Genomic DNA, 13676 nt, shown 5'->3' with positions numbered 1-13676 from the left:
TCAGGCGGACGGATAGCAGAAGCTGTCGGTCGAGCAGTCCCCGCCTTCAAGACGGATCTGGTGGCTGCGATAGCCCTTGGGGAATTCGATGTAGAAGTCCTCGGCCAGGGTCAGGCCGCCGTTTTCGCCCACATGGGCCATGACCATCTGGCCGCCCTCGTCGTCCGGGTAGAACTGATCGTCCCACGTCGAATAGAGCGAGTTGGTCCAGTAGACACGCTTGCCGTCCCGGCTGATCTCCACCATCTGCGGGCCATAGGCAAAGGGCTTGCCACAGGGATGCTTCGTGCCGCGCGCGATGCCGCCCAGCTCGACCTTGCCCGCCAGCTTGGGATTCATCGGGTCGGTTACGTCGTACTGAAGCATCTCGCCCAGGCCCCAGCAGGCGACGTAGAGGTACTTGTCGTCGAGGCTCAGGTCGATGTCGGTGACCAGCGGCGGAACGGCCTCGAACCCTTTCAGCAGGGGTGGCAGGTTCTCGGGCTTTTCGGGGCGCGGGTCGATGGTCAGGGTCTTCTTCGCCTCGAAGGTGCCGTCGTCCTTCTGCCACCACGTGAAGATCGACCCCTGAAGGTTGGTCGTGTCCACCACGACACCGCAGAAGCCGTAGTCCTTCGACGGATCGTGGGCAGGCCGGATTTCCAGCGCCATCTGGTGGTTTTCGCCAAGGTCGATGGTCTGGACGTTCTTGCGTTCGCGCAGTTTCCAGAAGTGGATCTTGTGCCCGTACTTGTTGGACAGCAGGTCCTCGGCGACGATGCCGTTCTCGAACTGCGGCGGCAGACCCCATTCGGACGATACCATGTAGTCGCGCGGCAGGTTCCACCAGAAATCGTAGTGCTTGTCCTGCTCGCCGCGGTCCATCTCGTAGCGGCCGAGGATGTCGAATGTCTCGCAATCCATGATGAAGATGCCCGGAGGGCCATCGGTGCCGTCCGCGCCACCGCCGCCGAGGGTCGAGACGTAGATGCCTTCGGGGCCGCAATGGATGGTGTGCGGGCGCGAATAGCCGGTCTTGGCAAAGACCTCTTCGGGTTCGATGATCTTGTGGATCTTCGCCTTCAGCGGCTCCTTCACGTCGATCACGTAGATCCGCGACGACCGGATGCCGGGAATGATCAGGTAGCGCCGTTCGAGGAAGGCGTGCCCCGAAAGCGGCGAGAGCGAGGACGAGCAGGCGTTCCAGCCGAAATGGTGAAACTCGTCGCCCTTGTTCGGCATGATGACCTGATGGACGATCTGGCCGTAAGTTTTGGACTTGGGGTCCACGTCGACAACGGCCAGTCCATCGGGCTGCGACCCGTCGGGGCTCAGCATCAGCGTGAAGGCCAGTGTCTCGGCCGGCGCCTCCATCGCCAGCCTCGGCGTCGCGTGGAACGTCGGGTCGGGTCTCAGGTTCATGGTCTTTCCTCCCTTTTTATTCAGTTGGTATTCAATGTGTCGCTATGCGTTTCCTTGAAATCTAATGGGCGAATTCTGCCATGGATTGTGGCTGTGCCGAAGTCTTTTGCCTGAGCAGTCCACCCGGCGCACCGGATTCAGGCGTCTTCCAGCGCACGGGCCTTGTCGCGCAGGCTGAACTTCTGGATCTTGCCGGTGGATGTCCTCGGGACCGTGCCAAAGACGAAACGACCGGGCACCTTGTAGTGTGCGAGGTAGGCCCGGCACCAGTCGCGCAGGCCGTCCTGATCCGCATGATGGCCCGGGGCCAGTTCGACGAAGGCGCAGGGCGTTTCGCCCCATTTGTCGTGCGGCATGGCGACCACGGCGGCGACCGCCACGGCGCGGTGGCGGTAGAGCACCTCTTCGACCTCGATGGAGGAGATGTTCTCGCCCCCGGAGATGATGATGTCCTTGGAGCGGTCCTTGAGCTGGATGTAGCCGTCCGGATGCACGACGCCGAGGTCGCCGGAATGGAACCACCCGCCCCTGAAGGCCTCGTCTGTGGCCTTGGGATTGCGGAAATAGCCCTTCATCACGACGTTGCCGCGGAACATGACCTCTCCCATGGTCTGGCCGTCGCGCGGCACCGGCCGCATCGTGTCGGGGTCGAGCACGTCCAGCCCTTCGAGGGGGAGGTAACGCACGCCCTGGCGCGATTTCAGCCGGGCCTGTTTCGCCGGCGGCAGGTCCGACCAGTCGCTGTGCCAGTCGTTGACCACGGCGGGACCGTAGGTTTCCGTCAGCCCGTACAAATGGGTCACGTCGAATCCGGCATCCTTCATGTCGGCCAGCAGCTTCTCGGGCGGCGGCGCGGCGGCGGTGAAGAACTGCACGTCGCGCGTGAGCGCGCGCTTCACGGTGTCCGGGGCCTGGATGATCAGCGACATGACGATGGGCGCGCCGCACAGATGCGTGACCTTCTCCTCTGCCAGTGCGGCCCATATCGGTTCGGCGCGGACCTGCCGCAGGCAGACATGGGTGGCGACGATGGCCGACAGGGTCCACGGAAAGCACCAGCCGTTGCAATGGAACATCGGCAGCGTCCAGAGATAGACCGCGTGTTTCGCCATGGATGCGGTCAGCGCGTTGCCTTGCGCCAGAAGGTACGCGCCACGATGATGGGTCACGACGCCCTTGGGATCGCCGGTGGTGCCGGAGGTGTAGCTGATCGCGATGGCGTCCCACTCGTCCTCGGGACGCAGCCACGCGAAGTCCGGATTGCCGCCGGCGAGGAAGGCCTCGTAATCGGTGGCGTCTGCCGGGGTGCGCGGGCCGTCGTATTCAGGGTCGTCATAGACGATGACGGTCGGCGAGACTGCGGCCAGGCCAAGCGCTTCATTGAGAAGCGGCAGAAACTCGGCATCGACGATTACCAGCCGTGACATGGCGTGGTCGAGCTGGAACGCGATGATCGCCGCGTCGAGCCGCGTGTTGATCGCGTGCAGAACCGCGCCGCTCATGGGCACGCCGTAATGACATTCCAGCATGGCGGGCGTGTTGGCGAGCAGGGCAGAGACCGTGTCGCCGCGCCCCATGCCCGCCTGCACCAGGGCAGACGCCAGTTGCCGGGACCGCGTGTAGAACGCGGCATAGCTGCGCCGGAGCGCGCCGTGCACGATGGCGGTGTGGTCGGGAAAGACCAGCGCTGCGCGTTCCAGGAAACCGAGCGGTGTCAGCGGCTGGTAATTGGCCGGGTTGCGGTCCAGTCCGGTGTTGTAGGGGTTCGACATGGGTCAGGCATCCTGCCATTGGGGCGCGCGTTTCTCGATGAAGGCGCCAATGCCTTCCTCGGCATCGCGGGCCAGCATGTTCTCGACCATCACCCGGGTGGCATGGTCATAGGCCTCGGCCAGCGGCATCTGTGCCTGCGCGTAGAAGGCGCGCTTGCCGGTGGCGAGGGTCATCGCGGACTTCGATGCGATCTTGCGGGCCATCTGCATGACCTCTTCGCGCAGGGCATCCGGGGACACCGCGCGGTTGACCAGGCCGATCTCCGCGGCGCGGGCGGCGGGGGTCATGTCGCCGGTCAGCAGCATCTCAATCGCGTGCTTGTGCGCGACGTTGCGCGACAGGGCCACCATTGGGGTCGAGCAAAAGAGACCGATGTGAACGCCCGGTGTGCTGAACCGCGCTGTGTCGGCGGCGATCGCCAGATCGCAACTGGCGACAAGCTGGCAACCGGCGGCGGTGGCGATGCCCGTGACCTCGGCAATGACCGGCTTCGGGCAGGTGACGATCCCCTGCATGACGCCGGAGCATTGGGTCAGTACCTTCGTGAAATAGGCACGCCCCCTGTCATCGGCGGCCCGGCCCGCCGTCATCTCCTTCAGGTCGTGCCCTGCGCAGAACGCGGGGCCATTGGCGGCCAGCACGATCACCCGTACGGCGGAATTGCGGGCTGCCTCGGCAAAGGCTGTGCCCAGCTCCGTCAGCATCGCCTCCGACAGCGCGTTGCGCCTTGCCGGGTCGTTGAGTGTCAGGCGCAGGACGCCATCGGCATCGAGGTCGCGCAGCAGGATCGTTGACACGGGCGGCCCCCCTTTCAGCGGATGTTGATTTCCACGCTGTCGGCCAGCGTGTTGGCAATGAAGCAGTAGCGGTGCGCGCGGTCCTGCATCTGCGCCATGGCCTCGTCGGTGAGGCCAAAGCCATGGTCGAAGCGCACCACCGGGTGCAGGTCTATGCGCGTGACGGACATCTGTCCGCGGGGGTTCTTGCCCAGGAAGGCCACCGCGTGATCGGAGTATCCCGCCACCGGCCAGCCCGCCTTTGCCGCCAATGCGAGAAAGGTCATCATGTGACAACTCGACAGGGCAGAGGCCAGGGCCTGCTCCGGGTTGGTGTGGTCGGGATCGCCGCCCCAGTCGGGGGCGGCGTCCACATCGATGTCGTACCGGGTGCCATAGGACACCCGGTGCGCGGCGGAATACTGGCCGGGCAGCAGGGCTGGCCCGCCGCGCTGCCAGTGCAGGTCGATGGCGAGATCGGACATGGACCTGCCTTACGCCGCAGCCAGCGATTTCTTGGGATCGTAGAACGGACGCTCCACTACCGTCGCCATCGACGGGCCGGAGGGCAGCAGGACCTCGATCTGCATCCCGAGGTGGGCGTGCTCCACCGTGACCATGGCAAGGGCGATGTTGCGCTCGAGCCGCGGGGAGTAGACCGCGGAGGTCACCTTGCCGACCTCGACGCCATCGCGATTGATCTGCCAGAAGGTCGTGTTCGGGCCTTTCAGCGGATCGGCGTCGATGATCAGGCCGACCTGGCAGCGTTTCACGCCCTCTTCCCGGATGCGCCTCAGCGCCGCCTTGCCGATGAACTCGGCCTCCATGTCGAGGTTGACCAGCCGGTCGAGCCCCAGTTCGTAGGGGTTCGTGTGGATGTCGGCGTCGGCGTGGTAGGACAGCATGCCGCCTTCGATCCGACGGATCGACGAGGTGTGCCCCGGCTTCAGGCCGAACTCCAGCCCGGCAGCCATGATCCGTTCCCACAGCGCATCGCCATGTGCGCTGTCGCGGAGGTACAGTTCATAGCCCAGCTCGCTCGACCAGCCGGTGCGCGACACGATCAGCGGGATGCCGTCGAGGTTCAGCTCGCGCAGCCAGTAGTATTTCAGGCTCAGGATGTCGTCACCGAAGAGCGCCTGCATGATCGCGCCCGACTTCGGCCCCTGAAGCTGCAGCGGCGACACGTCGGGTTCGCAGATCTGCACGTCGAGCCCGGAGTGCACCGCGACGCCCTGCGCCCACAGCAGGATGTCGCTGTCGGCAAGCGAGATCCAGAAGTGGTTCTCGGCCAGCCGCAGCAGGATCGGATCGTTGAGGATGCCGCCTTCGGCATTGGTGATGAGCACGTACTTGCACTGGCCCACGGCCATCTTGGACAGGTCGCGCGGTGTCAGCATCTGGACGAAGCGGGCCGCGTCCGGGCCGGTGATCTCGACCTGGCGTTCCACGGCCACGTCACAGAGGATCGCGTCGTTGACGAGGTTCCAGAAGTTCTGCTCCGGATCGCCGAAGTCGCGCGGGATATACATGTGATTGTAAACGGAAAACCCCTTTGCGCCCCACCGCACCGTGGCGTCGAAGTAGGGGGATTTCCGGATCTGCGTGCCAAAGCCGAACTCGTCTGCGTGCATCGTTTGCGCCCTTGTTGGAACCGGGCTGGCGGCCCGGGACACGGTGGAAGATGACGCCTATTTAGGCGGCGAAACCCTGCGGCAGCGGACCAAAATAGGGCCCTGTCGCGGACCGTTCAGGCTGAAAACGATGCCTTCGTCAGACCGTTCGGTCGCGCGGCGCGGAACTGGCCAGTTTGGCGATGTTGGGCCGTCCGGATTTCACCACCCGAGTCGCGATGTAGGTCATGTAGCGGTCCACGGGGATGTCCGCTTCGAGCATGTCCTGCATGAGCGCCTGAAACGCCGTCAGCGTCGGGCAGATCGTCCGCATCACGTAGTCCATGCCGCCGCCCGTCGCGATGCAGTCGACGATCTCATCCTGCCGCCCGACCCATGCCTCGAACCGGTCGAAGTCGGCCTTGCGATGCGTGGTCAGCGAGACGGTCACCACGACCTGCGTGAAGTCGCACACCCGGTCGAGCGCCACGTCGGCGTAATATCCGCGAATGAACCCCGCCGCCTTCAGCCGGTCGAGACGCGCCCAGCAGGGCGTCGCCGAAATGTTGACGATCTCGGACAGGCGGGTCTTGCTCAGTTGCCCATGGCTCTGAACGGCGCTCAGGATACGGATGTCCGTGGCATCGAGACCGAACTTCTTCAACGCTGCCTCACCCTCGTGGTCTTGCTTGAACGGCGCGGACGCCCTGCGGGGCGACGGCCGTGGTGCTGTATAGCGGTTGTGGCGGTTGGGGCGAAACACTTTGCGACACGGGCCGCAAACGGATGGCGGCGCAGGTGGCCGGACTATGCAACCGCGTTGTCCGCACCCGTGATTGCCGTACAAGAATCGTTGTAATTTCAAGCCATAAGCCTCATGGACGGGGAGCTTAGTTTTTTCTCTTCGAAACGCTGCTGCCGTATGCCCGGCGTCAGTTGATCGACTTGGATCAACTGTTTTCCGGACTGCCGCACTTCTGCGGTCAGCATTTTGAAGGAGCAAACGGACATGGCCAACGGCACCGTCAAGTGGTTCAACGCCAGCAAGGGCTTCGGCTTCATCGAACCCGAACATGGCAGCAGGGACGTCTTCCTGCATATCTCTGCCGTCGAGCGTGCGGGCCTGACCCGCATCGATGACGGCCAGAAGGTGACCTTCGACGTCGAAACAGGCCGCGATGGCCGCGAGTCCGCCAGCAACCTGGCGCTCGCTTGAAGACATCGTCCAGAGAAAGCCTTACGGGCGAACCCGCCATGGACGTCGACGCTGACGATCCCCTGAAATCCAGCGTGGCCGCCGCCAAGCCGAAGCCTGCGGATGTGGTCACGGCGATCGACAAAACCACTGCGAACGCCAGGCGCGTTCTGGAGGACGAGGCTGAAGAGCGCGCCGAAAAGATGGCGCGCCTGAAGGCAGCCCGCGAAAAACGCGACAGCAACGGGTCGGAGTGATCCCTGGCGGTGCGGCGGCCGGCCTATGCCATTGACCGGAGGGGGTGGCCGGTGGCCGCGGGCAGGCCGATGATCACTGGCTTGCCCGCATACAGGTCCTCGACGCGTTGCGCCAAGCCTTAGTGACCCGAATGGGCATCCTGCGAACCGCCCCTGGCGATGGCCAGATGGTGGGCCGGATGATGGTTGCCTGTGGCCATGAGGCCGAAGAACCCCAGACCTCGGATCTGGTCCGCTGCCGCCGCATCGGTCACGGCCCAGACGATGCTGTCTTCACCGACGGTCACGTCGCTGTTCCAGCCGGTCTCTGCCGCGAGGACGGGGCCGTGGGCGGGCACCATGCGACGGGCTGCCCCGGCGGCGGGACCCGCCAGGTCAATGGTCACCTGCAGGCCCTCCGGCACGTCATTCTCGCTCACCTGTAGCTCGGTCACCAACTGGTCCATGTCCTGCAGGTGCAAGCGCAGCCGCCCCAGGTCCACCTGAGACCAGTCGGTCGTCGGATCGGCGCGGAGGAGGTCGGTGATCTCCGCCAGCGCCGCGAAACCGCCTTGGCCTGCTTCCTTCGGCGCGGCGGACGGCGCATGCATGTCATGCCCGGCGTGGGATTGCGCGTTCGCCGCCAAGGGCAGGCATGTCAGCAAGATGGCAAGCGGTTTCATCGGGATCTCCTGTTCGCATGTCCATGGATACTATCGCAGGAAACGGGCAAGGGTTATGATCACGATCATGATTGACGACCCGTTTGCCCTTTTGCCGCCCGGCCGTCTGAAGGCGTTCCAGGTCGAGACAGGCACCCATGTTTTCCGGAACGGGGAAGCTGGCACGGCGATGCTGCGTGTGGATGCCGGGCGGCTCGCGTTGGTACGCGTGACCGAGGACGGCCACAGGGTGACGATCGCGCAGGCCGGTCCGGGCGAGACGCTGGCCGAGGCGAGCATCTTCGCGGACGCCTACCACTGCGACTGCGTGGCCCTGTCCCCGGCGCGGGGCGTGCAGGTCGCGGGGACCGTGATCCGCGACTACCTGAGACACGATGCGGACTTCGCAGAAGCCTTCGTCGCGCGGCTGGCGCTACAGGTCCGCGAGGAACGGCTGAGGACCCAGATCATGTCGATCCGCGCCGCGCGGGAGCGGACGTTTGCGGCGCTGACCTGCTTTGGCCAGCCGGACACGGTCACGGCGTTGGCGGCGAGCATCGGGCTGACACAGGAGGCGTGCTCTCGTGCCCTGGCCGACCTGCTGTCCGAGGGGCGGATCACCCGGATCGCACGCGGCCGATACGCGGTGTCATAATTGCCCTTGACCCTCCAGTGACTGGAAGCCTCATCTGTATGGTCCATCTTGAACCCGAAGCCGGAGGATCGGACATGGCAGAGGCGCACGTACACCACCACCCTTCCAAGAAGGTCACCCGCGATCCCGTCTGTGGCATGACGGTCGATCCGCAGGCGGACAAGCCCAAGGCGGACCACGACGGGCACACGTATCACTTCTGCTCGGACGGGTGCCGCAAGAAATTCGTAGCAGAGCCGGAGGCTTACCTGACCGCCACCGATCCGGTGTGCGGCATGGAGGTCGACCGTGCCTCGGCCGCGCACATGTCGAAGCACGCGGGCCAGCGGCATTACTTCTGCTCCGAACGCTGCCAGTCGAAGTTCGACGCGGATCCCGAATCGTACCTGGGCGACCGCCCTGCGCCGGAGGCCATGCCGAAGGGCACGCAGTACACCTGTCCGATGCATCCCGAGATCGTGCAGGACCATCCCGGTGACTGTCCGAAATGCGGCATGGCGCTGGAGCCGATGACGCCCTCGGCAGACAGCGGCCCCAACCCGGAATTCGTCGATTTCAAGCGCAGGCTCTGGATCACCGCGCCGCTGGCGCTGGCGGTCTTCATCCTCGAAATGGGCACGCACATCGGCCTTCCCTTCGACCGCTGGTTCGGTCACGGGCTGTTCGGCTGGGTGCAGTTCGCGCTGGCGACGCCGGTGGTCTGGGTCTGCAGGCCCTTCTTCAAGCGCGGCTGGGCCTCTGTCGTGAACCGGTCCCCGAACATGTGGACGCTGATCGCGCTCGGCACCGGGGCGGCCTACCTGTTCTCCATCATCTCGCTGCTGGTCCCCGGCCTTCTGCCGGACCAGGTGCGGGATGGCATGGGCATGACGCCGGTCTATTTCGAGGCGACGGCGGTCATCCTGGTGCTCGTGCTGATCGGGCAGGTGATGGAACTGGCCGCGCGGGAGCGTACCGGCGACGCGATCCGGGCGCTGATGGACCTCGCGCCCAAGACCGCCCGCCGTGTCACGGGCGACAGCGAAGAGGACGTGCCGCTGGACGACCTGCGCTCTGGCGACATCCTTCGCGTCCGTCCGGGCGAGAGCGTGCCGGTGGACGGCGTGGTGACGGAAGGCCGGTCTTCGGTCGACGAAAGCATGATCACGGGCGAACCCGTGCCGGTCGAGAAGACCGAAGGCGATGCCGTCACCGGCGGCACGCTGAACAAGACCGGCAGCTTCCTGATGGAGGCACAAGACGTGGGCGACGACACCACGCTCAGCCGCATCGTCCAGATGGTCGCCAGCGCGCAGCGGTCGCGGGCGCCGATCCAGGGCATGGCGGACCGGGTGGCGGAGTATTTTGTCCCAACAGTGGTGGTCGCGGCCGTGCTGGCCTTTGTGGCCTGGTGGGCGCTCGGCCCGTCTCCGGCGCTGTCATATGCCTTTGTCGCGGCTGTGTCGGTCCTTATCATCGCCTGCCCCTGTGCGCTGGGTCTGGCAACGCCCATGTCGATCATGGTGGCGACCGGACGCGGCGCCGGCGCGGGTGTCTTGATCCGCGATGCCGAGGCGTTGGAACGCTTTGCCAAGGTCGACGTGCTGATCGTCGACAAGACCGGCACCCTGACCGAAGGAAAGCCGACCCTGACCGACGTCGAACCGCAGGACATGGACGGGGAGGAGTTCCTGTCGCTGGTCGCCGCGCTGGAGCGTGGCTCGGAACACCCGCTGGCCGAGGCCATCGTGAAGGGCGCCGAGGATCGGGATGCACCGCGCAGGGACAGCACCGATTTCGAGGCCATCACCGGCAAGGGTGTGACCGGCACCGTCGATGGCCGGAAGGTCGCGCTGGGGAACGCTGCGCTGATGCGGGATCTCGGGGTCGAGGACCTTCCCTCGGATCGGGCGAAGGCCATGCAGGCCGAGGGCAAGACCGCCATGTTCGTGGCCGTCGACGGTCGCGCCGCCGGGCTGGTCGCGGTGGCCGACCGGATCAAGAAGACCACGCCCGATGCCATCCGTGCGCTGCACGAGGCAGGGCTGCGGATCGTCATGGCGACTGGCGACGCTGAGGCAACCGCGCAGGCCGTCGCGCGGGAGCTCAACATCGACGAGGTGCACGCTGGTGTCTCGCCCGAGGACAAGGGCGCGCTCGTGCGGCGTCTGAAGGGGGAGGGGTTGTCTGTCGCCATGGCGGGCGACGGGGTGAACGATGCGCCCGCGCTCGCCGAGGCCGACGTGGGCATCGCCATGGGCACCGGGGCCGACGTGGCGGTGGAAAGCGCGGGCCTGACGCTGGTGAAGGGCGACCTGACCGGCATCGTCCGTGCCCGCAGGCTGGCGGAGGCCACGATGCGCAACATCCGGCAGAACCTGTTCTTCGCCTTCGTCTACAACACTGCGGGCATCCCGCTGGCGGCGGGGCTTCTGTACCCGTTCCTCGGCGTACTGCTGTCTCCGATGGTCGCGGCGGCGGCGATGAGCCTGTCCTCTGTGTCGGTCATCGGCAATGCCTTGCGGCTCCGGGCGGCGAAACTTTGACGTTCACGACAGATTGATTGTATCATCAACCGGGTTCGGGGTTCAGTACCACCGAGGAGGCAGTTCATGGCAGGCCTGATGGCAACAGGACAGAAGACGTGCAGGGACAGCGCAGCCGCCGTGCGGCGCATGCTGTGCGTCGCAGGCGTCCTGACGCTTGCCGTCGCTATCCTGCTGGTGAGCCTGCCTCAGGTGGCCTCTGCCGATATGGCGGGCGGGGTCGTGGATCACGTCCACGACTGCCCGGACTGTCCCGACAGCCATCATGAGACGACCAAGGCGGACCAGGCGGACGCCATGCCCGACTGCCACCATGTGACCGGCGGCGCCCTTGCGATGCTGCCGGTAGAGCATGAGACGGCTTTGAACGGCAGTTTCCGCTACCTGCACGACAGGCCCACGTCTGTCACGGGTCGCCACCGCAGCCCGGAGCGCGATCTTCCCCCTCCGCGTGCCTGAGATCGACTGAACCGCGGGCCCTTCGCCCGAAATGTCGAATACCGCACGCGGGCCTGTCCTTCGTGCCACTCAGGATACTGAAATGAAAAAGATCGCTTTCGCTGGCGCGGCTGTCGTTGCAGTCGCCATCGGCGCATACCTGACCACAACAAAGACCAATTCGCAGGAAACGGCGGACACGGCGACCGAAGGTGCGGCCATCGTTTCCGTCACCCTGCCTGAGACCCTCTCGGCCGAGGCGCAGGTGGGCAAGCAGGCCTTCGACGCGGTCTGCGCCGCGTGCCATGGCAAGAACGCCGCTGGCAAGGACGGCTTCGGTCCGCCGCTCGTTCACAAGATCTACGAACCTTCGCACCATGGTGACATGGCGTTCTTCCTCGCCGTGCAGCAGGGCGTGCGCGCCCATCACTGGCGGTTCGGCAACATGCCCGCGCAAGATGGGCTGACACGGGCGGACGTCGCGGGAATCGTGACCTACGTTCGAGAGCTTCAACGGGCCAACGGGATCAACTGACATGACAGGGTTTTCGATTGGCCGGCGCGCTTTCTGCGCCGGTCTTGCCGGGACGATGCTGGCCCGGCCCGCATGGGGGGCGACGGATACGCTTGTCGCGCAGAAGGCCAGCGTGCAACTGGCACCGGACGGCTATCCCGCCACCCCGGTCTGGTCCTATGGCGGTACCATACCGGGAGCAACGATCCGTATGGGGCAGGGCGACCGGCTGCAGCGGCAGCTGGTCAACGAACTCGATGTGCCGACCTCCGTGCACTGGCACGGCATCCGCATCGACAATGCGATGGACGGGGTCGCGGGGCTGACGCAGGAGGCCGTGCCGCCCGGTGGCACCTTCGACTACGACTTCACGCTGCCGGACGCCGGGACCTACTGGTACCACGCGCACACGAACTCCATGGAGCAGGTGGCGCGCGGCCTGTCCGGCGCGCTGATCGTCGAAGAGGCGGACGCCCCTGACGTGGACCGTGACGAGGTGCTGATGCTGGGCGACTGGTTGCTCGACCCGGACACCGGCGGCTTTGTCGAGCCCTTCAACCATCCGATGATGATGAGCCATGGCGGACGTACCGGGAACCTGGTCGGGGTGAATGGCCGATACGACTTTGCCCTGACCGCGAAGCGGCATGAACGCCTGCGCCTGCGCCTGATCAATTCCGCCAACGCGCGGATCTTCGTGCTGCGCCTGCAGGGGATGAGGGGGTGGACCGTCGCGCTCGACGGGATGCCGCTGGATGCCCCGGAAGAGGTGAGCGACGAGATCGTCCTTGCCCCCGCGCAGCGCGCCGATCTGATCGTGGACATCACCGCGGACGAAGGCGCGCCCGCGGGCCTGCTCATGTGGATGGACGACGACAGCTGGGAGGCATTGGCCGAGGTCAGGGTATCCGGCCAGTCCGCAACCACCCCGCGCCCGCCGCCAACGGCCTTGCCCGCCAACCCGCGCACCGCGCTGCCGGATCTGTCAGAGGCCCGCAGCCTCGACATGGTGATGGAAGGCGGCGCGATGGCGGGCATGGAAAGCGCCATGTTCGAGGGAGAGCGCCTTGGCTTCCGCGCGTTGATCGAGAAGGGGCAGTTCTGGGCGCTCGCAGGGCAGGCGGGGCGGACGGAAACGCCTTTTGCCGACCTTGCCCTGGGCGAGGTGCTGCGCATCAGGCTCGAGAACCGCACGGCCTTTCCGCACGGGATGCACCTGCATGGCATGCACTTCCGTGAGGTCCGCGCCGACGGCAGTTTCGGTCCGCTGCGCGACACCATCCTCAGCGTGCCGGACGAACCGCTTGAGATCGCCTTCACCGCCGACAACCCGGGCAAGTGGCTGTTCCACTGTCACATGCTCGCCCATGCCGCATCGGGCATGACCACCTGGATAAACGTGACTTAAAAAAACCAACGAGGGACTGACATGAAGAAAGCTAAACTGGCAATCGCATTGATCGCGCTAGGCACCGCGGCGCTGGCGCATGGCGGGGTCGAGAACAAGGATGTCATGGCGCGCATGATGGTCATGGAGACCATCGGCGACCAGATGAAGCTCGTGGGGGCCATGGCAAAAGGCCAGATGGCTTTCGACGCCAACGCGGCCAACAGCGCCCTGAACGAGATCGCCGCACAGTCGGCGCAGATCGTCTCCATGTTCGAGGTGCGCGCGGAGGACCCGAAATCGGAGGCCCTGCCGGTGATCTGGGAAGACTGGGAGACGTTCTCGTCCCGGGCGACAGATGCCGAGCATGCGGCAGAGAAGCTTGCCGGGACCATCCAGTCCGAGGCCGACCTCGGCGCTGCGTTGGGCCAGCTTGGCGAAACCTGCAAGGCGTGCCACTCGCAGTTCCGCAAATAAGGATACGCGCCCCGTCCTTGCGGC

15 protein-coding genes are annotated in these 13676 nt (G+C 65.6%); 8 read left to right on the top strand and 7 right to left on the bottom strand.

The genetic code is table 11. The features are described from left to right. The 6 genes from ACU0DV_RS11640 to ACU0DV_RS11615 form a co-directional block, all read right to left on the bottom strand. Complete coding sequence (locus ACU0DV_RS11640; protein WP_446242667.1) at positions 1-1401, bottom strand: selenium-binding protein SBP56-related protein; 1401 nt, start codon at positions 1399-1401, stop codon at positions 1-3. Positions 1402-1538: 137 nt separating this feature from the next. Further along, the gene (locus tag ACU0DV_RS11635) at positions 1539-3173 is read right to left on the bottom strand and encodes an acyl-CoA synthetase (protein WP_446242668.1); all 1635 of its coding nucleotides are present in this window, start codon (positions 3171-3173) and stop codon (positions 1539-1541) included. A gap of 3 nt (positions 3174-3176) precedes the next feature. Further along, the gene (locus ACU0DV_RS11630; protein ID WP_446242669.1) at positions 3177-3971 is read right to left on the bottom strand and encodes an enoyl-CoA hydratase; all 795 of its coding nucleotides are present in this window, start codon (positions 3969-3971) and stop codon (positions 3177-3179) included. Between the two features lie 14 nt (positions 3972-3985). Beyond that, on the bottom strand, positions 3986-4435 hold the full coding sequence (locus ACU0DV_RS11625) for an OsmC family protein (RefSeq protein ID WP_446242670.1): 450 nt from the start codon (positions 4433-4435) through the stop codon (positions 3986-3988). A 9-nt stretch (positions 4436-4444) separates the two neighbouring features. Further along, positions 4445-5584, bottom strand: coding sequence for a glycine cleavage T C-terminal barrel domain-containing protein (locus ACU0DV_RS11620; RefSeq protein WP_446242671.1), 1140 nt, complete (start codon positions 5582-5584; stop codon positions 4445-4447). Positions 5585-5723: 139 nt separating this feature from the next. Next, positions 5724-6227: an Lrp/AsnC family transcriptional regulator gene (locus tag ACU0DV_RS11615; protein WP_100929046.1), complete on the bottom strand. Its 504-nt coding sequence runs from the start codon at positions 6225-6227 to the stop codon at positions 5724-5726. Between the two features lie 345 nt (positions 6228-6572). On the opposite strand from ACU0DV_RS11615, the gene ACU0DV_RS11610 reads away from it, so the two are divergent. Next, positions 6573-6779 carry a cold-shock protein gene (locus ACU0DV_RS11610; protein ID WP_446242672.1) on the top strand — a complete coding sequence of 69 codons (207 nt, stop codon included), beginning with the start codon at positions 6573-6575 and terminating at the stop codon, positions 6777-6779. Positions 6780-6817: 38 nt separating this feature from the next. Continuing rightward, positions 6818-7015, top strand: coding sequence for a hypothetical protein (locus tag ACU0DV_RS11605; protein ID WP_370313076.1), 198 nt, complete (start codon positions 6818-6820; stop codon positions 7013-7015). Positions 7016-7134: 119 nt separating this feature from the next. Here the strand turns inward: ACU0DV_RS11605 and ACU0DV_RS11600 are convergent, their stop codons facing one another. Next, positions 7135-7677 carry a hypothetical protein gene (locus ACU0DV_RS11600; protein ID WP_446242673.1) on the bottom strand — a complete coding sequence of 181 codons (543 nt, stop codon included), beginning with the start codon at positions 7675-7677 and terminating at the stop codon, positions 7135-7137. Between the two features lie 55 nt (positions 7678-7732). On the opposite strand from ACU0DV_RS11600, the gene ACU0DV_RS11595 reads away from it, so the two are divergent. From ACU0DV_RS11595 to ACU0DV_RS11570, 6 genes are all read left to right on the top strand, one after another. Further along, the gene (locus tag ACU0DV_RS11595; protein WP_446269793.1) at positions 7733-8311 is read left to right on the top strand and encodes a Crp/Fnr family transcriptional regulator; all 579 of its coding nucleotides are present in this window, start codon (positions 7733-7735) and stop codon (positions 8309-8311) included. Positions 8312-8385: 74 nt separating this feature from the next. Further along, positions 8386-10836, top strand: coding sequence for a heavy metal translocating P-type ATPase (locus tag ACU0DV_RS11590; RefSeq protein ID WP_446269792.1), 2451 nt, complete (start codon positions 8386-8388; stop codon positions 10834-10836). Positions 10837-10902: 66 nt separating this feature from the next. Further along, the gene (locus ACU0DV_RS11585) at positions 10903-11295 is read left to right on the top strand and encodes a hypothetical protein (protein ID WP_446242675.1); all 393 of its coding nucleotides are present in this window, start codon (positions 10903-10905) and stop codon (positions 11293-11295) included. 82 nt (positions 11296-11377) lie between these two features. After that, on the top strand, positions 11378-11809 hold the full coding sequence (locus ACU0DV_RS11580) for a c-type cytochrome (RefSeq protein ID WP_446242676.1): 432 nt from the start codon (positions 11378-11380) through the stop codon (positions 11807-11809). Between the two features lies 1 nt (position 11810). Further along, positions 11811-13196 carry a multicopper oxidase family protein gene (locus ACU0DV_RS11575; RefSeq protein ID WP_446242677.1) on the top strand — a complete coding sequence of 462 codons (1386 nt, stop codon included), beginning with the start codon at positions 11811-11813 and terminating at the stop codon, positions 13194-13196. A gap of 21 nt (positions 13197-13217) precedes the next feature. Then, the gene (locus ACU0DV_RS11570) at positions 13218-13652 is read left to right on the top strand and encodes a c-type cytochrome (RefSeq protein ID WP_283981324.1); all 435 of its coding nucleotides are present in this window, start codon (positions 13218-13220) and stop codon (positions 13650-13652) included. The last annotated feature ends 24 nt before the right edge of the window (positions 13653-13676 follow it).

The organism is Sagittula sp. (assembly GCF_052825245.1).
This window is presented reverse-complemented; position numbering and strand designations above follow the sequence as displayed.